Below are 21424 nucleotides of genomic sequence, written 5' to 3'. Positions count from 1 at the left end.
AGACCCGTCAGCGGCTGCCGACGTGGCTTTCGATGTATTCCTGTTTGGTCAGTGATCCCAGTTTGGAGTGTCGTCGACCGTAACCGAGGTAGATGGCCACCCCGACCAGCATCCAGAGTCCGAATACTGCCCAGGTGTGCCAGGACAGGTTGAGCATCAGGAACAGGCGGGCTGCGATGCCCAGGAGCGGGGTGACCGGATAGAAGGGCACCCTGAAAGTGCGCGGGGCCAGCGGCTGCTTGCGGCGCAGGTAGATCACCGATACCCCGACCAGCCCAAAGGCAAAGAGCGTCCCGATGCTGGTGGCCTCCGCCAGTGCGCCCAGGGGGATGAAACCTGCGGTGACTGCCACCAGACCGCCGGTGATGATTGTTCCGGCCACCGGCGTTCCGGTCCGCCGGGAGACACGGGAGAAAATGGGCGGGACCAAACCGTCACGGGACATGGTCAGCAGGATACGGGTCTGGCCAAAGAGCACGGTCAGGACCACCGAGGCGATGGCCAGGACTGCGGAAAGCCCGAAGATGAAGACAATCCATGCCTGACCTGTCAGTTCCCCGATGATTTGGACCAAGGCTGCCTGGCTGGTTTCGAACCAGGTCCATTTCCGCGCACCGACCGCCGAGACGGCGACCAATACATAGGCCACGGTCACGATCACCATGGACAGCATGATGGCCCGCGGTAGATCCCGCTTGGGATTCTTCGCTTCCTCTCCGGCAGTGGATGCGGCATCGAACCCAATGTAGGAGAAGAACACGATCGAGGCCGCGCCGGTCACGCCGGCGGCACCCATCGGCAAGAGCGGTTGGAAGTTCCCGGCATCAAAGGCAGTGAAGGCGACGATCGAGAAGAACACCAGGATGCCCGCTTTGATGACCACCACGATCGTGTTCACGATCGCCGATTCCTTGGCTCCCCGGACCAGGAGCAGCGTCGCCAACGCGACCACGACCAGCGCCGAAACGTTCACCACGCCGCCTTCAGCCGGGCCGCCGGCCAGTGCAGGCGGCAGCTCCCACCCCAGGACGCCCAGGGTCTCGTTGACGTACTGCCCGGCACCGACGGCGACCGCCGCGACGGAAACCGCATACTCCAGGACCAGACACCAGCCGCACACCCAGGCAATTCCCTCCCCCATGGTGGAGTAGGTGTAGGAGTAGCTGGATCCGGAGACCGGGACCATGCCGGCCATTTCCGCATAGGAGACGGCCGACAGCAATGCGGTCACGCCAGCGATGACGAAGGAGATCCAGATGGCTGGACCAGCTATCGGGACGGCCTCCCCCAGGACGACCAGGATTCCGGTCCCCATGGTGGCACCCACGGAAATCATGGTCAGCTGCCACATTCCCAGGGTCCGGCGGAGCTGACCACCGCCAGCGCCGTTGCCTTCCGCATCGCTGACCATTGAACTCATCGATTTGCGGCGTTTGAGTTGTGGTCCCAGCGCGGTGGAGCCCCGCTGCGGCGTTTCGGTGCTGGTGCTCATATGCCATTCCTCGGTTTGCGGATCTCTGGGATTGCTGCATCCAACACTAGGGGTGTGAGCCGCATCTCAGGCAGGGACGATTTACACTAAAGTTCTTGTCCATGGGAGAAAACGCACCAAACAGAGATGGATCGTCACCGGTGGTCCCCGATTTCGGCAGAGCCTGGGATTCGATCACCCTGACGCGGTTTCTTCGACACCTTCCACCCGGTGTCACGGTGGTTCATGATGCCGGCGACCGACCGTTGCGCTGGGTGGAGCCCAGCGACATCGATGACCCCACGGACTACCTGGTACATCACGAGCTGATCCTCACCAGTGGATTCCCCCTCGTGGGCCGGTCTGATGACGCCGAGTTCGTGCGTGGATTCATCGGACGGCTGGCCACGGCCAAGGTCTCGGCACTGGGCTTCGGGCTGGATCCGTACTTCACCAGCATTCCGGCCACGGTGGTCCAGGCCTGCCGCGAGTTCGACCTGACCTTATGGGAGATTCCGGCAGCATTACCTTTTGCCGTGGTCGGGATGGCCTTCGCCAAGCTGATGGAAATCGATGGGGCCAGGCTGCTGCGCGACAACGCCGAGGCGAACCGACAGTTGATGAAGTGCGTGGCCGGCGAGCAGCCCGAACACGAGATCGTCACGGTGCTCGCCTCCCGGTCCCGTTCCACCGTGCAGCTTTTCGGCCCCGTGGGCAGGCTGCGCCACTTCGCATCAACTGACGGGGTCCCCGCGGTCGACGGCAACGAGTTGTCGGCCCTCCTCGCCGAGGCCTCCAGCGCCCAGGCATCGAAACTCATCTTGCATCAAGCCAACGGTTGGTATCACCTGGCATTTCCCATTCGTTCCACTGCTTTATCCGGCGCACAGGCAGCCCCTCTGTTGGGCGTACTGCAGCTGACATTCGGGCGCGACCCCGGAGCTGCCGAACACAATCTCATGTCCACTGCCTTCGGATTGCTCGAGGTAGTGGCCCGGCAGCGAAATCTGGGCTCGTTTTCCCCGCCGCAGTTGGCAACTGCCCTGGTGCTGGGAGATCGAGCGGATGGCGCCGATGTCCTGGCCCAGGAACTCTTCAATTCCAGTGTGGGTGGCAACGTACGCCGGGCACCGCGTGTGGTTCTGGCCATTGCGCAGCCATCATCGCCCGCCGTGGAACCTGCTCATGCGATCACCCGGTTGCGGTCGCTTCTTGACACCCAGCTGGTCCTGCACAGCAGGGACGCCTTCACTGCCGTGACACGCAGCGAGCCGACACCGCAGCTTTTTGCACGTCTGGCGGAAGCCGGCTTCCTGGTTGCCGTCAGCCGTCCGACGGACCGCAACGACCCGGCGTTCGGAGAGTGGCGCGATGGCTTGGCCGGATCACTCAGCGGGCCCGCAGCCGAAGCTTCGGGGCTCCTGGCCCGTGTCCGCGAAGAGCGCCAGAGCCTCAGCGCTGATCAGCTACCGCAGACCTTCGCCTCCTTGCTTCCACCCGCGGCCGGCCAGCGGCTGGCCCGGCGGACCCTGGCGGGGGTCCTGGAATTGCCACCGGCCCGTCGCGACCTCTATGTGAAAGTGCTGCGCGCCTGGCTCGCTGCCCACGGCTCGTGGGACGCCACGGCGGCCCGGGTCGGGATCCACCGCAATTCGATACGCCGGCACATCACCTCGATTGGCGAGCTGTTGGACGCCGACTTGGCCCGAGCCGAGACCCGCACGGAATTGCTCCTCGCGCTCCAGCTCCTCGACGAACCGGCGGGCCGTCAGACACCCCAACGCCGGTAGAGGTCTTCGCGGCGTTCGGTACCGTAGTTGATCTCCTGCCGGGCGCGGGACACGGCCGCGGGGTCGATGTCGGCCAGCAACAGCTGCTCACCCTCCCCCGCCACGGTCAGCGTGTCACCCCAGGGATCGGTGATCACGCTGGTGCCCGCCAGCGCGGCATCATCACGGCTGGCTGCATGGTTCGCGTAGGCGATGAACAGCTGGCCTTCCATCGAACGGGTCGGCACCAGCTGCGTGGAGACCGATTCGTAGCCGTGCCCCAACGCCGTGGGAACCAGCAGGAGTTCCACTCCGCGGCCCGCGGCCGCGCGCACGGTTTCGGGGAATTCAACGTCGAAGCAGATCGCCATGCCCAGGCGCAACCCGTGGTACTCGAAGACCGTCGGCGCCTCCGTTCCGGGCGTGAAGACCGCCTTCTCCTCTGGACCGAACAAGTGGACTTTCACATAGGACGCCACTTCAGCGCCCCGGTCGTCCACGAATGTCGAGGTGATGCGCCAGCCGGAAGGATCGACCGCGGGGAGCGAGTAGACCAGCGCTATCCCGTGCTGGGCCGCGATCTGGCGCATCCGCCCGTGCAGATCTGGCAGCGAAGCAGGGTCCAGGTCGCGACCCAGCCGCCGTGGCGCGTAGCCGACGACGAACAGCTCAGGGGTGAGCAGCACGTCGGCTCCTGCGTGGACGGCTTTTCGCGCGGCGCTGTCAATGGTCGAAAGGTTCGCTTCGACGTCCAACACGTGTGCGTGTGCCTGCATGACTGCCAGCAACATCTGATCCTCCTGGATTCCGCCCGACCGGTGCCCCCAGCCTAGGGGCGCTCCCCGGCCGCCGTCGCTGGCCAATTGGTATCAGTCATCGCGACCTACGGGACGGTTTGCACCAACGTGGGGTCGGCCCGGACGCCGCCCGGTCCGACCGGTCCCGTGCAGGTCCCGGTCCGGAAGAGACCCCGGGCGGCGGGATGGGCTCGAAGCCGTCGCTGCCGGTGGTTCAGGAAACGCTGGCAGGATCCCAGGCCAGGCTGCGCGCCGTGTCGATCGTTGCCTGGCCCAGCACGCGGGTGCCCTGGTAGATGACCATGGTCTGTCCCGGCGAAACCCCCTGGAGCGGTTCATCGACATCCACGACCAGCTCGCGTCCGACGACGCCGTCGTCCCCCGGCACATCCTCGAGCCATGCCGTGGCCGGAACCGGGTCCGCATGGGCGCGGACCTGCACCATGCATTCGAAGCGTTCCCCGGCCAGTGCCTGGGGCAGCGGTTGCCCGGCCCAGCTGACCTTGATGCCCCGCAGGCGGTCCACCGACAGCAGGTCCTTGGGCCCGACGACGACCTGGTTCTCCTTTGGACGGATTTCCAAGACGAACCGTGGTTTGCCATCGGCCGCGGGGCGGCCGATCTTCAGACCCTTGCGCTGGCCCACGGTGAAGGCGTTGGCACCTGGGTGGCTGCCGACGGAATTGCCCTCATGGTCCAGGATCTCGCCCTCGGAGAGCTCGATGCGTTCCTCCAGCCATCCTCGGGTGTCGCCGTCGGGGATGAAGCAGATGTCGTGGCTGTCCGGCTTCTTGGCCACGGAAAGCCCGCGCCGCTCGGCCTCGGCGCGCACTTCGGCCTTGGACGGTGTATCGGCCAGCGGGAAGAGCGAGTGCGAGAGCTGCTCCCCGGTCAGCACGCCGAGCACGTAGGACTGGTCCTTGGCCCAATCGGCGGCCCGGTGCAGTTCGGGATTGCCGTCCTCGTCCCGGACCAGCTTGGCGTAGTGGCCGGTGCACACTGCGTCGAAGCCCAGGGCCAGCGCCTTTTCCAGCAGTGCCGCGAACTTGATCCGTTCGTTGCAGCGCATGCAGGGGTTGGGGGTGCGCCCGGCAGCGTACTCGGCGATGAAGTCATCGACGACGTCTTCCTTGAACCGTTCGGAGAAGTCCCAGACGTAGTACGGGATGCCGAGCTTGTCGCAGGCGCGCCAGGCATCGTTGGAATCCTCCACGGTGCAGCAGCCGCGGCTTCCGGTGCGCAGCGTCCCGGGCATGCGTGAGAGGGCAAGATGCACACCCACGACGTCGTGCCCCGCGTCGACGGCGCGTGCTGCCGCCACTGCGGAATCGACCCCGCCGCTCATTGCTGCCAATACCCTCATACCGATAATCCCGTTCCTGCTGTCTGGATCCTGCTCTTCTTGGCGGCCATTCCTGCCTGTTTGGCGCGTGTGTGCGCCTCGGGCAGCGACGCCACCAGTTGGTCAACGTCGGCTGCCGTCGTTGTATGCCCGATGGTGAACCGTTGGGCCCCCCGGGCCGCCTCCTCCGGGTAGCCCATGGCCAGCAGCACGTGGCTGGGACGCGGAACCCCCGCAGTGCAGGCCGAACCGGTCGAGGATTGGACCCCGAGCATGTCCAACACGAACAGCAGCGAGTCCCCCTCGCAGCCCGGGAAGGTGAAATGCGCGTTGCCGGGCAGTCGGAGCCCTGCGTGTGAGGGATCCTCGGGGCCCGAGAGCACTGCACCGGGCACTGCGGCGCGGACACCGGCAATCAGGTCATCGCGCAGGCCAGCCAGCCGCTCGGACTCCGCGGGCAAGCCGGTGGCCCCGTCGTGTGCTGCTGCGGCAAAGGCGGCTGCCGCCGCGGTGTTCAGGGTTCCGGAACGCAGCGCGCGTTCGTGTCCACCGCCGTGTTGGACCGCGGTCAAGACGATGTCCCGCCGCACCAGGAGCGCGCCGATGCCCACGGGGCCGCCGATCTTGTGGCCGCTGATCGCCAGGGTGGCCAACCCGGAGTCCCGGAACGCAATGGGGACGGCGGTGAATGCCTGGACGGCATCGGAGTGCACCGGGATGCCATGCGCGGCAGCCAGTGACACCGCCTCGGCGACGGGCTGGACGGTGCCGACCTCGTTGTTCGCCCACATGACGGTGGCCAAGGCGATCGACGACGGGTCCCGGGCAATCTCAGCGGCCCACTGGTCCAGGCGGATCCGACCGGTCGAGTCGACGTCGATCCACGTGATCTCCGCGTTCTCGTGGGCGGCAAGCCATTCCACGGCGTCCAGCACTGCGTGGTGCTCGATGGTGCTGCACAAAATACGACGGCGGCCCGGCACCTCGGCGGCGCGGGCCCAGAACAGTCCCTTGATCGCCAGGTTGTCCGACTCCGTTCCGCCGGAGGTGAAGATGACCTCCGAGGAGTGGGCACCGGCTGCAGCGGCGAGCCGTTCCCGCGATTCCTCAACCACCCGGTGGGCGCGACGGCCCGCACCGTGCAGGGAAGACGGGTTCCCGGTACGGCTCAATTCCTGGGTCATCGCGGCGAGCGCGGACGCCGACATCGGCGTGGTCGCCGCATGGTCGAAATACACGGGCTGGGTTGCGGACACCGGTCGATTCTACCGCTGGTGCCCCCGAAATCAGTACCCCGGCAGCTCCGGGGCCGGGTTGATCCGGTCACCTTCGACGCCCAAATCGGTAGTCAGCTCCACGGCCCGCACCTCGATCCGCGGGTCCCGTGCCAACTCACGCACCAGCTCCACGGAGCCGCCGACGATCGTGGAATCCTCGTAGAGCTCGGTGGAGAACATCCACGAGCGGTCGGCCCCCCAGGCCAGGTTCGGCGCCTGGCGTTCGGCGAAGCCGTCCCCGGACTTCCACAACGGTGACGCCACATCCTCGAGGGTTCCGGAAAACACGTAATACGCCCGGTACCCGTCCGGCCCCAGGGCCAGCCGCTCCCCGGCGAGCACGGCGTCGGTGAAGGCCGGGCGCTTGAGCTGTTCGCGCAGCAGCCGCTCGCGCTCGGCGGCTTCGGGGTCGTCGTTGGGCTCGGCCGCAGTGAGGACCTCCACGGCGTCCCCGCCGCGGATGAAGGCATAACCGTCCCAGAGCGCCAGAAACGCCTCGGGGTTGGCATGGTGGGAGATGATGTCGGCCACGGCTGCCAGGTCGGCGCCCGGCAGCCCGTCGCCACTGGGTGGTTCGCCATCCCAGGCGTCCTCGGCCCAGGGCATCCCCATATCGTCGATCCCCGATACCGCGGCAAACTGGGCGCCCGCATGGAGCACTGTCCCCCGCGTTGCTGCGATGTCCGACCAGCGGATGGGTTGGCCATCCTCGTCGGCTGCGGGGTGGAAGATCCTCGCGTAGGCGGGGAAACCCGCAGGGATCTGCGCGGCCACGGTCGAGACCGGGGGCCGCTGGGAAAGGATGCCGGCGAGCGCGTCGGCGATCCACTGTCCGGGTTCTGCCCCGGCGAACGTCATGGCCATGCCGTCCAGCCTACAAGCCGGGATGCTGGTAGAACTGAGGGACCCGTCCCGAGGAGCGTGAACCCGTGAGCCTGTATCTGCCCGAGCTCATCCACCCCGTCCACCAGTTCGCGCATCGCACGATCGACTTCGACCGGGAAGTGGCCGTGATGGCCATCATCAACCGCACCCCGGATAGCTTCTACGACGACGGGGCGAACTTTGCGCTGGATGCAGCGGTGCGTGCTGCACTGCGGGCGGTCGAGGACGGGGCCCAATGGCTGGATATCGGAGGGGTCCCCTTCGCCCCCGGTCCGGAGCTTCCCTGGCAGGAAGAGGCCGATCGGGTCGTTCCCGCGATACGGGCCATCCGTGAACAGACGGATGCGATCATCTCCGCCGACACGTTCCAGCCCCAGGTAGCCGCTGCAGCCATCGCGGCGGGAGCCGATGTCATCAACGACACCACCGGAATCAGCCATCCGGATCTCGGCCGGGTGGTCGCGGACGCCGGCGTCCACCTGGTCATCACGCATTCCCTGGCCCGGCCACGGACCGTCTACCCGCGCCCGGCCTATGCCGACGTCGTCTCCGAGGTGTCAACCTTCCTGCAGGAGAAGGTGGAGATGGCCCTGGGCTTGGGCATCGACGAATCCAAGGTCATCATCGATCCGGGGCACGACCTGAACAAGAACACCCTGCACACCCTGGAGATCACCCGCCGGTTCGATGAGATCGCCGGTCTGGGGTACCCGGTGCTGGCCGCCGTCTCGAACAAGGACTTCATCGGCGAGACGCTGGATCAACCGAAATCCGAACGCCTCCCCGGTTCCCTGGCAGCCGCCACCATCTGCCTGATGAACGGCGCGCGGATCCTGCGCATGCACAACGTCGCCGAGGCGGTCTCCGCAGCCCGGCTCTTCGAGGCGACCGCCGGGTGGCGGGCGCCCACCTACCTGCGGCACAACATGGGCGAGGCCAATGAGCCATCCCGGGTAACCGGACGTTAGATTGGTTCCATGGTCCAGCAACTGATCCCTGCCCACCCGGACGCCCCGACAGCTGCCCTGACCGATGAGCAGCTGCTGGAGCTGTACCGCCCGGCAGTGGATGCCCACCCCTTTGTCCGCTTCAACTTCGTGGCCTCCGCCGATGGCGCTGCCACCTCCGGGGGAACCTCTGGTCCGTTGGGGACCGAGGCCGACCAGCGCATTTTCGCCCTCCTGCGCCGACACGCAGACGTGGTCCTGGTGGGGGCCGGAACCATCCGCGCCGAAGGCTACGCCGGTGAATTGATCGATGCCGAGGCCCAGGCCTGGCGTCGGGAACGGGCCATGCCGGCGCACCCGGGCATCGCCGTCGTCTCCGGCTCCCTGGATCTTGACCCGGCGTCCTCCTTTTTCGCCGAAGCCCCCGTCCCCCTGCTGGTGCTCACCGCCTCTTCGGCCGACCCGGGGCGTCGGGCCGCACTGGAGCGTGTGGCCGAGGTCGTCACCGCCGGTGCGGACCACGTCGAACCACGCCGGGCGCTCGACGCGCTCACCGGACGTGGCCACCGGGTGGTGCACTCCGAAGGCGGCCCGTCCCTGTTCGCCACGTTCCAGGAAGCCGACGCCGTGGACAGCCTCTGCCTGACGACCAGCCCGGTCCTGGCCGGCGGCGCCGAACGACGCATCGCCACCGGACCGGCTGCTGGACTGCACCGCCGCGAATTGGCGTTGCTGTTGGAGGAGGATGGCGCCCTGTTCGCCGACTACCGACGCGCCCACTCCGGCAAGTCACCCGCCACCAGCTAGGCTGGGTCGGCCGCGGAACCTTGGGGCGGCGCCGTTCGTTCGGCTAGGACAGAAACACACCCGGTGCCCGTGGGCACCCACGGAAAGGTCAGGCGTGTCCCCGGCAAGAACCCACTATGAGGTCCTGGGCATCCATCGGGATGCCACGGTCCCCGAGATCAAGGCCGCCTACCGCCGGGCCGCGCGCATGACCCATCCCGACCAGGGAGGAGACGCGGCGCAGTTCCGCTTGGTCTCGCTGGCCTACCAGACCCTCAGCGACCCCTCGGCCCGGACCGCCTACGACCGTAGTTACGGCACCACCTCGGCCTACCGTGCGCCGTCCTCCGATGACGACGCCGGCTTCTCGGCTTCCTCCCGGGCCGAGCCCAGCGGCGGGCGCCGTTCCACGGCCACGGACCCGGTGCGCTACGTGCCCCCGTTCGATGGCCCCGGACAGCCGGTGATCGAGCAGGCGGTGGCGGACCGCCAGATCCACGGGGCCCCGCGCAAACGCGGATTCTTCACCCCGCAATCACGCTTGGCCCGGGAGGCCCGGACGGTGCGCCTGCTCTCCAGCAAGGCACTCCCCCAGCTCCCCGCCGCCCGCCTGGTCAACGGCCTGCATTCGCCGCTGGAACGCGGATTCATCGACCACGCGGTGCTGGCCGGATATCGGCTGGCCCTGGTCAGCTCCATGGTGTTGCCGCGCGGGTTCTACCGCTGGGACGGGGACGCCCTGCTACGTGATGGAAAGCATCTGGAACCACCGCGCATGGCGGGGATGGTCCGCGGCATGCAGGAGGCCTTCCCGGAACTGAACGTCACCGGCTGGACGGTCATCCACTCCGGCGACGACAATCTGCACGAACCGGTCATCGACTATGCCCGGGGTGCGGACCCGGCATCCGGAAAGACGGTCAACGTGGTCAACGCCGCCAACCTGGTCCGCGAACTGAAGATGTTCCTGGGTACGGGCCCCACCCCGAACGTGGTCGACGTGCCCGTCCTGGCCCGCCTGCTGGGCGGCATGTACTGACCGGCAGGCGCCACCGGGCCGTGGGGCATAGGATCTAACGGTGTTCCGCATACTTTTCCTGACGCCCGAGATCCCCGGCAATACCGGCAACGCCATCCGCCTGGCCGCCGTCACCGGCGCCGAACTGCACCTGGTGGAGCCGTTGGGCTTCGATTTCTCCGATGCCAAGCTGAGGCGGGCCGGTCTGGATTACCACGACCTCGCCGTCGTCCAGGTGCATCCCGATCTGGAAACCGCCTGGCAGGTCCTGGCCCCCGACCGCGTCTTTGCCTACACGGCCGAGGGCGAAGTCACCTACACCGACATCGACTACCGGCCCTCCGACGTGCTGATGTTCGGCCCCGAATCGGTGGGGCTTCCCGCCGAGGTTAAGGCGGATCCGCGCGTGACCTCGCGGGTCAGGTTGCCCATGCTGCCCTCACGCCGATCGCTGAACCTGGCCAACTCGGCCTCGATCGTGCTCTATGAGGCCTGGCGCCAGCAGGGATTCACAGGCGCCTGAGGGGCCCACCGGCGTCGTCCTCCACCGTGGGGACACCGGCCTGCCCTAAGCTGGAATATGGGGAGAAAACATACCAGCCAGGGATGAGGACCATGCAGCACAGAGAGCCCGAGGATTTCCGCTATGGGACGCCCGAGGACGCCCAGGACGATCTGGGACTGGGACTGGTCGACGACGTCGCCCAGGACCGGCCCGCGCGCCGGACGGCTCCGGTGAAGAAATGGATGCTGGTTGCCGGCGCAGCACTCGTGGTGGTGATCGGTGTCATCGCCCTGATCCTGGCGCTCATGCCCCGCGACGTGGCCGGTGAGGTCGAGTCCGCTTCCGACGTCACCGAACAGACAGTCCAGGTCGACGGCGGCGGCCAGGCGGTCCTGCGGCTCTCCGCCTCCCTGGACGCCGGCTCACTCGAGTTGAGCGATTTGGCAGGTGCCCCGCAAGGCAAGACGTACCAGGTGTGGGTCGAGGCCGCCGACGGCGGATCGGCAAGTTCGCTGAAGGTCCTGGACCCGAAGGACAGCAAGGCAACTGTCGGGTTCAAGTCCCTGAAGGACATCGGGGCCGTACAGGTGACCACCGAGCCCGAGGGCGGGTCCACCGAACCGGGCGACACCAAGGTGCTGGACATCAAGCTGCCCCGTTAGGCCAGGCCCCCGGGGCGACGACATGACGACGGTGGGGCACCCTCAGGGGTGCCCCACCGTCGTCGTACCGTGGTTCAGAAACCGGCGATGGTGTCGGCCGCGTTGACCTCCACGACGTGGAAGGACTCGGCCAGCCGATCCTCGCCCAGGCCATGGGCCGCGGCCAGCGACTGGCTGTTCGAGCGCACGAAGGCCTCCATCTTCGCCACGTCGGGATGCTGGCTCAGATGTGCGCGCAATGCCGTCAGCTTCGCGTCGAACGTCCCGGTGATGTCCACCGCGTGGTTTTCCCGTTCCTGCGGGGAACCATACAGCCACAGCCACCGCAGCTTGAACGCCTCCAACCCGGATTCCTGCAGGTCCGGGAACGCATAGGGGTTCTCCACCGCGGGATAGACCGCCCGGGTGACGGCTTCTCCGCACGCCAGATGGTCGGGGTGGGAGCGCTGCAGGCGGCTCCAGTCCCGTTCGGGGTGCATGGCCAGCACGACGTCGGGACGGATCTGGCGGATGAGTGCCACCACTTTGCGCTGCACCTCGAGTGACGGCTCCAGGAAACCGTCGCGTTCGCCCAGGAAGTGGACCTCCTGGACGCCCACGACGCGTGCTGCTTCCCGCTGCTCGTCGTGGCGCATGGACACGATCTCCTCCCGATGGGCCGGGTCGAATCCCCCGGCGTCCCCATCGGTCATGATGCAGTACTGCACGTCCACGCCCGAGGCCGTCCAGGCGGCTACCGTTCCGGAGGCGCCGAAGTCCAGGTCATCCGGGTGGGCCCCGAAGCACAGCACACGGCGCACGGTCTCCCGTGTCGGATCGAACCAGGCCATGCTAGCCCTGTCGACGCTTGATCTCGGCGGCCGCCTGCGGCAGCACGGTGCGCACGTCGCCCACGATGCCGAAGTCAGCGATCTCGAAAATCGGGGCGTCCTCGTCACTGTTCACTGCCACGATGACCTGGGAGGTCTGCATGCCCGCCTTGTGCTGGATGGCGCCGGAGATCCCGGCGCCGATGTAGAGCTGCGGGGAGATCGTCTTACCGGTCTGGCCGACCTGGTAGGAGTGCTCGATCCATCCGGCGTCCGTGGCCGCCCGGGAGGCGCCAACGGCACCGCCGAGTGCATCGGCAAGTTCCTCCACCTGGCTGAAGTCACCGTCGACACCGCGTCCACCGGAGACGACGATGCGCGCATCCTGCAGGGCGGGCCGACCGGATGCCGGCTTGGCCTCCGTGTGGGTGACCGTGGCTGCCGGGCCGGCGTCCAGGACCTCCACGGTGGTGACCGCAGGGTTGGCGGCGGCGGCGTCGAGCGGTTCAACGCTATTCGGCTTCACGGTGATGACGGGAGACCCCTGCGTGGCCCGGGCCGAAACCGTGTAGGCACCGGCGAGGACGGATTTGGTGACCGTCAGGTCAGCCGCCACGTCGACGGCGTCCGTGATGACGCCGCTGGAGAGCTTGATGCCCACCCGGGCGGCGATCTCCTTGCCGTCAGCCGTGTTCGGCAGCAGCACAGCGGCCGGTTCCGTGGATCGGGCCACGGTAGCCAGCAGGGCCGCTTCCCCGGCGATGAGCGTCCCCTGAAGGGTGCCAGAGGGTGCGTAGACGGCTGTCGCCCCGAGGGCGCCAACGGCAGCGACTGCATCGTCGGTGGCCGGGGCCCCGAAGACGACGACGGGCTCGCCGAGTCGATGGGCCAGGGTCAACAGCTCGCGCTGGGCCTTGCCCGGTTGTGAGCTGGGCGTGTTGATGAATACCAGAATGTTCGCCATGGTTTCCCCTCGGGTCCTAGAGAAGTTTCTTGTCGGCCAGGAAGTCCACCAGCTGGACGCCGGCGTCTCCCTCGTCGGTGATGACGGTGCCCGCGGTCCGCGGAGGGCGGGCCTGCGCATCTTCAACGTGGGTCCAGGAGCCGGCCGTGCCGACCTGGGCGGCATCCAGGCCGAGGTCGCCCAGTGCCATGGTCACGGTCTTCTTCTTCTTGGCCCCCATGATGCCCTTGAAGTTCGGGTAACGCGGCTCTTCACCCTGGTCGGTCACCGAGACGAGGGCCGGAACCGGCGCCTGCAACGTCGTGGAGGTCGTGTCGGAGTCCCGACGACCGGTCAGGACGCCGTCATCCGAGAGCTCCAGCGAGGAAACAAAGGTCAGCTGCGGCAGACCCAATCGTTCCGCCAGCTGGGCCGGGACAATCGAGGTCTCGCCATCGGTGGAGGCCATGCCGGAGATGATGACATCGAATCCACCCAGCTGGTTGATAGCCGAGGACAGGGCCAGTGACGTGGCGGCTGCATCAGAACCCGCCAGGGCCTCATCGCAGACGTGCACGCCATCGGTCGCGCCCATTTGCAATGCCTTCTTCACCGCGGCTGCCGCACGATCCGGTCCCATGGTCAACGCCGTCACGGTATGCCCGGCCTTCACGCCACCGCGGGCCTCGATCAGCTGCAAGGCGGCTTCAATGGCGTATTCATCCAATTCGGACAAGATGCTTTCGGCCCGGTCGATGCTGTGGTTGGTCCCCGCCAAGTGGCGGTCGAACTGTGCATCCGGGACGTGTTTGACCAGGACAAGGACCTTCAAAGGCCCTCCGCTTGCCACGCTCATGTTTGCCTTTCGCCTTGACTCCTCCGACCGATCACGGCCGGAACCTATGGTTCCACGGGACTTTCCGCAAATTCCAGTTAATGAGTATTAACCAAGAGTAACGCCCGGGACAGGGGCCCGCCACCTCCCGTGTGACGCGCCGGGTCTTCAGCTTATCCCGGACATGGAAGGACCGGCCGGCGATCCCCAGCGGGATGCCGGCCGGTCCACTGCAGGCTGGCTACTTCTGCGGCACTTCGCCCAGCGTGACGCTGGCCGTTTGTGCCTTGCCTCCACGGGTGTAGGCAATCGTCACCTGGTCGCCTTGCGCATGTTCCCGAATGGCCGCGGTCAGGGACTGGCTGTCGGAGATGACTCGATCGCCGACCTTGGTGATGACGTCGCCGGACTTCAGCCCTGCCTTCGCAGCGCCGGACCCGGACGTGACGTCCTGGACCTCGGCCCCCACACTGAACTGGGTTCCGGAGTCGGCGGCCTTGGCCTTGACCGTCACACCCAGCAAGCCGTGGGTAGCGCTGCCGTTGTCGATGATGTCCTGGGCAATGCGCTTTGCATAGTTGATCGGGAGGGCGAAGCCGACGCCGATGGACCCGCTGGAATCGGCCGTCGAGCTCGAACCACCCGCGGAGGCGATGGCGACGTTGACCCCGACGATCTGCCCCGCAGCGTTGACCAGGGCTCCGCCCGAATTGCCGTGGTTGATGGCGGCATCGGTCTGGATGACGTTGATGTAGATCGATCCGGCGTTGGAACTCTGCTCTTGTCCGGGAATCTGGAAGTTGAACTGGTTTCCATCGCTTCCCGACGAGCCGTCGGAGGTCTTGTTCTCGGGTACCGCCGAGGAGGCAACGCTGATGGTGCGGTTGAGAGTGGAGATGATGCCGTCGGTAACCGTGCCGCTCAGGCCCAGCGGGGCCCCGATGGCAACCGCCGCATCGCCGACGTTCAACTTGGAGGAGTCCCCGAGAGTCGCAGGCTGCAGACCCGTCGCGTCGATCTTGATCACCGCCAGGTCGGACATCGGGTCGGTCCCCACGACGGTGGCCTTGTGCACCTGTCCGTCATTGGTCCGCACCGTAACGGTTGGATTCGACACGGCTCCCCCCAACGTCACGACGTGCGTGTTGGTCAGGATGTGTCCTTCCTTGTCGAGGATGATGCCGGAACCGGATCCGGCTTGGCTTTGCCCATCGACCTCGATGGTCACGACGCTGGGTGATGCCTTGGCCGCGGCTGCGGTGACCGCCGTGACGCTGTCGGGGTTGTTGATGACCACGGCCTGGTTGTTCTGCGAGGAAGAAGCCACCGGCTGGCCCGAACCATCCATCAGATAGTTGGCACCGACAGCGCTACCACCACCGATCAGGGCGGCGATGACCATTCCGGTGACCAGGGTGGTGGAACCAAATCGCTTGGGCTGCCGACGTGGTGCAGGGCCGAAGGAGGCGCCCGGCGGGTACGACCCGCCACCCGGGGTGCCGGGCGCGGGAGCGCTTGCCGCCGCATACTGCGCGGTCTGGGGGTGCACGTTCGTTGACGGGTATTCGGCAGTTGCCGGACCGCCGGCCGCCTGCGGCGGGGTCTGCGGGCGAGGCGGGACGGCTGGACCGCCGCTGGCTTGTCCGCTTCCCCCGGCCGTCTCGTCTGCCTGGCCGTTGGAGAAGGTGTTCCGTTCCTCGCTCATGACTTTGTGTCCTTTCTGGGGTTCCTTGCCTCCAACTATGACAAGGTGCGCTGTGTTCCGAAAAAGCTTTACCTATGCGAAACCTGTGAGAGCACCATGCAGCGGCACCAGGAACCCTACGCGAGGCCGTGCCGTGGTGGACGGTCCCAAACCATACCCATAGACTCAACAGGGACGGCCACGGGTCCACGGCCAAGGGGGTTCCGCAACCCCATTGGCAGCTCCCGACTCGATGTCCGTCACCGATATCGAAGGGTGATCCATGCGATCCATTGCCAGACGAGTATCGGCAGTTGCCGGTTTCGTGCTGATATCCATCCTGCTGCTGGCAGGCCCCGCTTCGGCAGAACCGCCGGTGACGATCCCTCCGGGCGAATACGTGGTGGACGCAGCAGGGGTTCTGGGCAAGGAATCAAGCCGTGTGGACCAGGCGGTCCGACAATTGCAGGACAACGAGGGCCTGAACCTCTATGTCGTCTACGTTGATGCCTTCACAGATCCTTCCGACATGGATGCCTGGGTCGCGGCGGTTGCCAAGAAGAAAGGCCTCGGCCCATCGGACAGCATCCTCGCCATCGCCACGGACGCACGGCAGCTACGCCTGAAATCGGCGGATGCCGGAGACATCGCCCCTTTCGATGCGGACATCGCCACTCAGTACATCACCCCCGGTCTGCGCAAAAGCAACCTGACGGCCAGTGATTGGGCGGGAGCCGCAGAAAACGCCGTCCGGGGAATCGAGGCAGCTGCCGCTGGCGATCTCGAGTCCGGCAATTCGTCCGGGGATGCGGGCCCCTCCTCGGGCGGCTCGGCTGCCCCCTGGATCATCGGCGGCGTCATCGTCGTCGGTGGTGGCACCCTGTGGGCGCTCGGGCGCCGCAGGAAACAGAACGGCCCCCGGCCCCAGTCCACCCCCCGGCCCACCGGCGATGTCCCCCAGGATCCATTTGCATCATTGAGTGTTGACGAATTGCGTTTGAAAGCCGGCCCCCTGCTGATCGCTGCAGACGACGCGATTCGTTCCAGCGAGCAGGAAATCGGATTCGCCATGGCAGAATTCGGCGAGGACTCGGTCAAGCCATTTACCGCCGATCTGGCAACCGCCAAAGAGCACCTCAACGAGTCCTTCAAACTACAGCAGCAACTTGACGACTCGATCCCGGATACCGAGGCCGACCAGCGAAAATGGCTCGGCGACATCATCCGTCGCTGTGAAGCCGTCAACGACTCCCTGGAGGAGCATCGCGAAGACTTCGCGGCACTACGCGAACTCGAACGCAACGCACCCCGGGCGGCCCAGGAGCTCCAAGACCAAATCGCAGGTCTGCGCACCGAACTGGAGAACGCCAAGTCGTCACTGGCCGGCCTTTCGAACAGGTACGCCGATTCGGCGCTCGTCCAGGTACGAGGCAACCTCGATCAGGCCAATGAATTGCTTGACTTCATTACGGGCAGTGCCCAGACCGCTGCGGACATGATCGCACAGTCCAAGAACGCCGAAGCAGCAGTGGCGATTCGCGCCGGTGAAGAGGCAGTCGATCAGACGCGGGTGCTGACCGGGGCAATCAGCAAGACCGGCGCTGGCTTGGACTCCGCGCGGTCGGAGCTTGATGCCCAGGTCGCCGAGGCCCAGCAGGACCTGGCTCAAGCCCAATCCCTGTCTGCCGGTGGTGACCATCCGGAACTAGCCGCGCCCGTGGCTTCCCTTCAGGAGGCCCTCGGACAGGTCGACGCGGCCCGCAAAGCGGAGCGCATCGATCCCGGGGCCTTGCTGTCAACGTTGGCACGGGCCCGAGAGACACTGGACGGCCCACTGGACGCAGTGCGCGATAGCGCCGAGCGTGCCCGTCGAGCCAACGCGTCATTACAGTCCGCTCTGCGCTCGGCCCAGGACAAGATCAACGGCACCGACGACTTCATTCGTGCCAGACGCGGCGGCGTGGGCTCGACAGCCAGAACTCGTCTGGCGGAAGCCCAGCGGCACCTCGACGAAGCGCTGCGCGTGGCCGCGAGCGATCCAGAGACCGCCCTGCAATTTGCCCAGCGCGCGTCAATGCTGGCCGATCAAGCGGCCCGCCAGGCCGAGTCCGACGTCGATGGGTTCGGGGGCTTCGGCGGAGGTGGAGGCTTCGGTGGCGGCGGTTATGGCCGCGGCAATGGACTGGGCGGAGCAGTACTCGGTGGAATCCTCATTGATTCGATCCTTCGCGGCGGCGGTGGAGGCGGCGGCGGTGGAGGCATCTTCGGCGGCGGCGGCTTCGGAGGCTTCGGCGGTGGCGGTGGCGGCTTCGGCGGTGGAGGCGGAGGCGGCTTCAGTGGCGGCGGGGGCGGCGGAAACTTCTGATGAGATAGCCCCCCAGATAGGATTCCGGCGGCAGAGCCGCCGGTTGCAGAACCAGACCAGTAAACCCAGTGGAAGGTGACATCGTGATCAAGCAGTCAATCTTTGGGCGCATCGCCCAGCTAGCGAAGGCCAACATCAACTCCATCATCGATTCAGCGGAGGATCCGCAGAAGATGCTGGACCAGATGGTCCGCGATTACACGAACAACATCGCCGAAGCAGAGACCGCGGTCGCCCAGACGATCGGTAATCTGCGCATGCTCCAACAGGACCACCAGGAAGACCAGGAGAATGCCCGCGATTGGGGCAACAAGGCCTTGGCCGCCTCCCGTAAGGCCGATGAATTCCGTTCCGCCGGAAAGGACGCGGACGCCACGAAGTTCGACAACCTCGCCAAGGTCGCCATCCAGCGCCAGATGCAGTCAGAAGGCGAAGCGAAGTCGGCAGAACCCACCATCGCCTCGCAGGAGGAGATCGTTGAGAAGCTCAAGAGCGGCTTGAACGCCATGAAGGGAAAGCGGCAGGAGCTCGCTGCCAAACGCGACGAACTCGTTGCCCGGGCCAAGGCCACACAGGCCCAGACCCAGGTCCAGGATGCGCTCAAAAGCATCGACATCATGGACCCCACGAGCGAAGTCTCGCGTTTTGAGGAGAAGGTCCGCCGCGAGGAAGCCCGCGTGCAGGGCGCAGCGGAGTTGTCGGCGTCCAGCTTGGATGCCCAGTTCGAATCGCTCGAGGACCTCGGCGAACAGACCGAGGTGGAGGCCCGCCTCGCAGCCTTGAAGGCGGGTGGCACTTCGACCGCCGCGCTCGAAACCGGCGACACCGAAGCCTGATGACCTCACCTGCCCTGAGTCCCGACTCAGGGCAGGTGAGTGCGCGAAAAAAGACCCCCGACCAGACGTTTCATCTGGTCGGGGGTCTCACTCTCGTTGCGGGGACAGGATTTGAACCTGTGACCTCCGGGTTATGAGCCCGGCGAGCTACCGAACTGCTCCACCCCGCGTCGCGAGATAAGACTCTACACGAAAGCGGATACCTGCCAAAATCACGGCGGCCGCAGGGCTAATTTTCGGCAATCATCCGGCCAATGATCAGCCGCATGATCTCATTGCTCCCCTCCAGGATCTGGTGGACACGGAGGTCCCGGGCAATCTTCTCAAGCCCATATTCGCTCAGGTAGCCGTACCCGCCGTGGAGCTGAATGGCCGCATTCGCCGTCTCGTATCCGGCATCCGTCGCCACGCGCTTGGCCATGGCACAGAGCTTCAGGGCGTCATCCGCACGATCGTCCAAGGCTGCTGCCGCTCGCCACAGCAGGGTCCGGGCCGTGACCAGCTTGGTTTCCATGTCTGCCAGCTCGAAGAGCAACGCTTGTTGGTTGATCAGCGCGCCACCGAAGGCATGACGTTCCTTGAGGTAGGCCGCGGATTTCTCCAACGCCGTTTGGCCGCCTCCGAGGGAGCAGGCGCCGATGTTCAGCCGCCCGCCGTTAAGGCCCTTCATGGCAATGCCAAAGCCGTCCCCTTCTTTACCGAGGCGGTTGCCCACGGGGACGCGCACGTTGGAGAAGATCACCTGGCGGGTGGGCTGCGCGTTCCAGCCCATCTTCTTTTCCAGGGCTCCGAAGCCCAGACCCTCTGTATCGGCAGGAACGACGATGGCCGAAATGCCGCGGCTTCCGGTGTCAGCAGTACGGGCCATCACCAGATAGTAGGCGGAGGCGCCGGCTCCGGAAATGAACTGCTTCGTTCCGTTGAGTACGTAGTCGTCGCCGTCGCGCACCGCCCGTGTGGACAGCGCCGCGGCGTCGGATCCTGCCCCCGGCTCCGTGAGGCAGTAGCTCCCCAATTCACTCATGGTCGCCATCCCGGGGATCCAACGTTCACGCTGCGCTTCGTTGCCGAAGGAGTCGATCATCCAGGCGACCATGTTGTGGATCGAGATGTAGGCGGCGATGGTCGGGCATGCACGGGCCAATTCCTCGAAGATCAGCACCGCATCACTGCGTGAAAGTCCAGAGCCCCCGAATTCCTCCCGGGCGTAGATGGCGCCCATGCCCAGTTCCCCGGCTTGCGCCAATACGTCGACGGGAAAATGGTGTTCCTGGTCCCACTGGTCGGCATACGGTGCGATGTTCTCGGTCGCGAAATCCCGCACCATCTCGACCATCGCCTGCTGCTCGTCATTGAGCTCAAACATATGTTGTCCCTTCGGCACCCTCGGGGCGCGTGGATGATGCCCGGACGCTTGGCCGCCCAGGCTGGTGGGTTAACGGCTCACTTTGCCCATGAGCGAAGCGATGGGGCCAACGAAGATCGGGCGGGCCAGGAAGGATGCCCCGACCATGACGATGACCGCTACGGCGAAGAAGATGAATCCGAGCCAACCGTGGTCATCGCGTGCTGCGAACATGTGGTTGAGGTTCCTCAAGGCACCGGTGCTGAGGACCAAGGTCACGTGCACGATCACGAAGAGCACGAAGTAGAGCATGACGGGGAAGTGGACTGCCCGCGCGGCTTCGATCGGATAGATGCGGTTGAGCTTCTTGGTTTTGGAGGGCCAGATGGACGACATGCGCAACCCGGTGAGGATGGCCAAGGGTGCCGCTACGAAGACCGTGAGGAAGTAGGTCAACAGCTGCAGGCTGTTGTAATTGACCCAGCCGTTCTCCAACGGCCAGTTCAGCGATACGTATTGCAAACCGGCGGAAACCGCGTTGGGTATCACGTCCCAACTGGTGGGAACGATGCGCCGCCACTGTCCCGTTGCGAAGAGCAGGACCAGGAAGACGATCCCGTTCACCACCCACAAGACGTCCAGACTCAGGTGAAGCCACAAGTCCAGGCTGATGCGCTTCGGAGGCTTCTTGGTCTTGATCAGACCCTTGTTGTTCCGCACCCAATGGGCTGCGGGACGCTGCGTGGTGCGCACTTTCCACCCGGTCTGGACCATCAGCACCAGGAAGAAGGCATTGAGGAAATGCTGCCATCCCAACCACGCGGGGAGGCCGACGGGGGCGGTTTCAGGTAGCGGCACATGACCGGGGTACTTGGCCATGAAGTCCGCCAACGGCCCCGTGGCTGTCAGCCACCTGGCGGCCAGCACCACCAGTGCCAAGAGCACGACGGCGCCCGCTGCGTAGAGTCCAAAGCGCACACACGGACTCTTGGAGCCTGCAGTCGGCGTACGGGATTCCTGATTCACCAGTTGTTCCTCTCGGAGCGGATTGCTGGAATCGATAATACTAGGTCTTGCAAGTATTTAGTAGGAGGTCCTAGCATCTGGATTCGAATGATCCGGGGATACAAAAAGTCCCGATCGATGTT

19 protein-coding genes and 1 tRNA gene are annotated in these 21424 nt (G+C 65.8%); 8 read left to right on the top strand and 12 right to left on the bottom strand.

Going from position 1 to position 21424, the window contains the following annotated elements; genetic code table 11:
* Positions 1-7 precede the first annotated feature (7 nt).
* Positions 8-1492, bottom strand: coding sequence for an amino acid permease (locus ABD088_RS11480; protein ID WP_343902067.1), 1485 nt, complete (start codon positions 1490-1492; stop codon positions 8-10).
* A gap of 101 nt (positions 1493-1593) precedes the next feature.
* On the opposite strand from ABD088_RS11480, the gene ABD088_RS11475 reads away from it, so the two are divergent.
* Positions 1594-3261 carry a PucR family transcriptional regulator gene (locus ABD088_RS11475; RefSeq protein ID WP_343902066.1) on the top strand — a complete coding sequence of 556 codons (1668 nt, stop codon included), beginning with the start codon at positions 1594-1596 and terminating at the stop codon, positions 3259-3261.
* On the opposite strand, the gene ABD088_RS11470 is transcribed toward ABD088_RS11475, so the two are convergent.
* The 4 genes from ABD088_RS11470 to ABD088_RS11455 all read right to left on the bottom strand — a co-directional run bounded on the left by ABD088_RS11470 (position 3240) and on the right by ABD088_RS11455 (position 7520).
* The gene (locus tag ABD088_RS11470; protein ID WP_343902065.1) at positions 3240-4031 is read right to left on the bottom strand and encodes a carbon-nitrogen hydrolase family protein; all 792 of its coding nucleotides are present in this window, start codon (positions 4029-4031) and stop codon (positions 3240-3242) included. The two genes, ABD088_RS11475 and ABD088_RS11470, sit on opposite strands and share 22 nt — an antisense overlap.
* A gap of 220 nt (positions 4032-4251) precedes the next feature.
* A complete protein-coding gene (gene mnmA, locus ABD088_RS11465) occupies positions 4252-5400 on the bottom strand; it encodes a tRNA 2-thiouridine(34) synthase MnmA (RefSeq protein WP_343902064.1) in 1149 nt (382 codons plus the stop codon).
* Positions 5397-6635: a cysteine desulfurase family protein gene (locus ABD088_RS11460; protein ID WP_343902063.1), complete on the bottom strand. Its 1239-nt coding sequence runs from the start codon at positions 6633-6635 to the stop codon at positions 5397-5399. Before ABD088_RS11460 ends, mnmA begins: the two co-directional genes overlap by 4 nt.
* A 30-nt stretch (positions 6636-6665) precedes the next feature.
* Positions 6666-7520: a hypothetical protein gene (locus ABD088_RS11455; protein ID WP_343902062.1), complete on the bottom strand. Its 855-nt coding sequence runs from the start codon at positions 7518-7520 to the stop codon at positions 6666-6668.
* Positions 7521-7585: 65 nt separating this feature from the next.
* Between ABD088_RS11455 and folP the strand changes: the two genes are divergently transcribed.
* The 5 genes from folP (at position 7586) to ABD088_RS11430 (ending at position 11459) form a co-directional block, all read left to right on the top strand.
* The gene (gene folP, locus ABD088_RS11450; protein WP_372710535.1) at positions 7586-8509 is read left to right on the top strand and encodes a dihydropteroate synthase; all 924 of its coding nucleotides are present in this window, start codon (positions 7586-7588) and stop codon (positions 8507-8509) included.
* Positions 8510-8518: 9 nt separating this feature from the next.
* On the top strand, positions 8519-9295 hold the full coding sequence (locus ABD088_RS11445; protein ID WP_343902061.1) for a pyrimidine reductase family protein: 777 nt from the start codon (positions 8519-8521) through the stop codon (positions 9293-9295).
* Between the two features lie 94 nt (positions 9296-9389).
* Positions 9390-10313 (top strand): J domain-containing protein, encoded by a 924-nt coding sequence (locus ABD088_RS11440; protein WP_343902060.1) that lies wholly within the window; start codon positions 9390-9392, stop codon positions 10311-10313.
* A gap of 40 nt (positions 10314-10353) precedes the next feature.
* Positions 10354-10815, top strand: a complete 462-nt coding sequence (locus tag ABD088_RS11435; RefSeq protein ID WP_343902059.1) for a tRNA (cytidine(34)-2'-O)-methyltransferase — start codon at positions 10354-10356, stop codon at positions 10813-10815.
* A gap of 92 nt (positions 10816-10907) precedes the next feature.
* On the top strand, positions 10908-11459 hold the full coding sequence (locus ABD088_RS11430) for an anti-sigma factor domain-containing protein (RefSeq protein WP_343902058.1): 552 nt from the start codon (positions 10908-10910) through the stop codon (positions 11457-11459).
* A gap of 74 nt (positions 11460-11533) precedes the next feature.
* Here the strand turns inward: ABD088_RS11430 and ABD088_RS11425 are convergent, their stop codons facing one another.
* The 4 genes from ABD088_RS11425 to ABD088_RS11410 form a co-directional block, all read right to left on the bottom strand.
* Positions 11534-12289, bottom strand: coding sequence for a PIG-L deacetylase family protein (locus tag ABD088_RS11425; protein WP_343902057.1), 756 nt, complete (start codon positions 12287-12289; stop codon positions 11534-11536).
* A gap of 1 nt (position 12290) precedes the next feature.
* A complete protein-coding gene (locus tag ABD088_RS11420; RefSeq protein WP_343902056.1) occupies positions 12291-13232 on the bottom strand; it encodes an electron transfer flavoprotein subunit alpha/FixB family protein in 942 nt (313 codons plus the stop codon).
* Between the two features lie 16 nt (positions 13233-13248).
* Positions 13249-14067 carry an electron transfer flavoprotein subunit beta/FixA family protein gene (locus ABD088_RS11415; protein ID WP_343902055.1) on the bottom strand — a complete coding sequence of 273 codons (819 nt, stop codon included), beginning with the start codon at positions 14065-14067 and terminating at the stop codon, positions 13249-13251.
* A 220-nt stretch (positions 14068-14287) separates the two neighbouring features.
* A complete protein-coding gene (locus tag ABD088_RS11410; RefSeq protein WP_343902054.1) occupies positions 14288-15751 on the bottom strand; it encodes a S1C family serine protease in 1464 nt (487 codons plus the stop codon).
* Between the two features lie 262 nt (positions 15752-16013).
* Between ABD088_RS11410 and ABD088_RS11405 the strand changes: the two genes are divergently transcribed.
* Both ABD088_RS11405 and ABD088_RS11400 read left to right on the top strand, forming a co-directional pair.
* Positions 16014-18095, top strand: a complete 2082-nt coding sequence (locus tag ABD088_RS11405; protein ID WP_343902053.1) for a TPM domain-containing protein — start codon at positions 16014-16016, stop codon at positions 18093-18095.
* 83 nt (positions 18096-18178) lie between these two features.
* Positions 18179-18931 (top strand): PspA/IM30 family protein, encoded by a 753-nt coding sequence (locus ABD088_RS11400; RefSeq protein ID WP_343902052.1) that lies wholly within the window; start codon positions 18179-18181, stop codon positions 18929-18931.
* Between the two features lie 96 nt (positions 18932-19027).
* On the opposite strand, the gene ABD088_RS11395 is transcribed toward ABD088_RS11400, so the two are convergent.
* From ABD088_RS11395 to ABD088_RS11385, 3 genes are all read right to left on the bottom strand, one after another.
* Positions 19028-19101, bottom strand: a tRNA-Met gene (locus tag ABD088_RS11395).
* Positions 19102-19160: 59 nt separating this feature from the next.
* Positions 19161-20297, bottom strand: a complete 1137-nt coding sequence (locus tag ABD088_RS11390; protein ID WP_343902051.1) for an acyl-CoA dehydrogenase family protein — start codon at positions 20295-20297, stop codon at positions 19161-19163.
* A gap of 69 nt (positions 20298-20366) precedes the next feature.
* Positions 20367-21254 carry a cytochrome b/b6 domain-containing protein gene (locus ABD088_RS11385; RefSeq protein ID WP_343902050.1) on the bottom strand — a complete coding sequence of 296 codons (888 nt, stop codon included), beginning with the start codon at positions 21252-21254 and terminating at the stop codon, positions 20367-20369.
* Positions 21255-21424 lie beyond the last annotated feature (170 nt).

This window comes from Arthrobacter rhombi, from assembly GCF_039526245.1.
Taxonomy (GTDB): domain Bacteria; phylum Actinomycetota; class Actinomycetes; order Actinomycetales; family Micrococcaceae; genus Arthrobacter_H; species Arthrobacter_H rhombi.
This window is presented reverse-complemented; position numbering and strand designations above follow the sequence as displayed.

Coding starts and splice junctions, on each gene's coding strand:
- ABD088_RS11405 (WP_343902053.1), top strand. CDS start 16,014: ATGCGATCCATTGCCAGACGAGTATCGGCAGTTGCCGGTTTCGTGCTG.
- ABD088_RS11410 (WP_343902054.1), bottom strand. CDS start 15,751: ATGAGCGAGGAACGGAACACCTTCTCCAACGGCCAGGCAGACGAGACG.
- ABD088_RS11455 (WP_343902062.1), bottom strand. CDS start 7,520: ATGGCCATGACGTTCGCCGGGGCAGAACCCGGACAGTGGATCGCCGAC.
- ABD088_RS11415 (WP_343902055.1), bottom strand. CDS start 14,067: ATGAGCGTGGCAAGCGGAGGGCCTTTGAAGGTCCTTGTCCTGGTCAAA.
- ABD088_RS11475 (WP_343902066.1), top strand. CDS start 1,594: ATGGGAGAAAACGCACCAAACAGAGATGGATCGTCACCGGTGGTCCCC.
- ABD088_RS11425 (WP_343902057.1), bottom strand. CDS start 12,289: ATGGCCTGGTTCGATCCGACACGGGAGACCGTGCGCCGTGTGCTGTGC.
- mnmA (WP_343902064.1), bottom strand. CDS start 5,400: ATGAGGGTATTGGCAGCAATGAGCGGCGGGGTCGATTCCGCAGTGGCG.
- ABD088_RS11420 (WP_343902056.1), bottom strand. CDS start 13,232: ATGGCGAACATTCTGGTATTCATCAACACGCCCAGCTCACAACCGGGC.
- ABD088_RS11480 (WP_343902067.1), bottom strand. CDS start 1,492: ATGAGCACCAGCACCGAAACGCCGCAGCGGGGCTCCACCGCGCTGGGA.
- ABD088_RS11390 (WP_343902051.1), bottom strand. CDS start 20,297: ATGTTTGAGCTCAATGACGAGCAGCAGGCGATGGTCGAGATGGTGCGG.
- ABD088_RS11430 (WP_343902058.1), top strand. CDS start 10,908: ATGCAGCACAGAGAGCCCGAGGATTTCCGCTATGGGACGCCCGAGGAC.
- ABD088_RS11445 (WP_343902061.1), top strand. CDS start 8,519: ATGGTCCAGCAACTGATCCCTGCCCACCCGGACGCCCCGACAGCTGCC.
- ABD088_RS11470 (WP_343902065.1), bottom strand. CDS start 4,031: ATGTTGCTGGCAGTCATGCAGGCACACGCACACGTGTTGGACGTCGAA.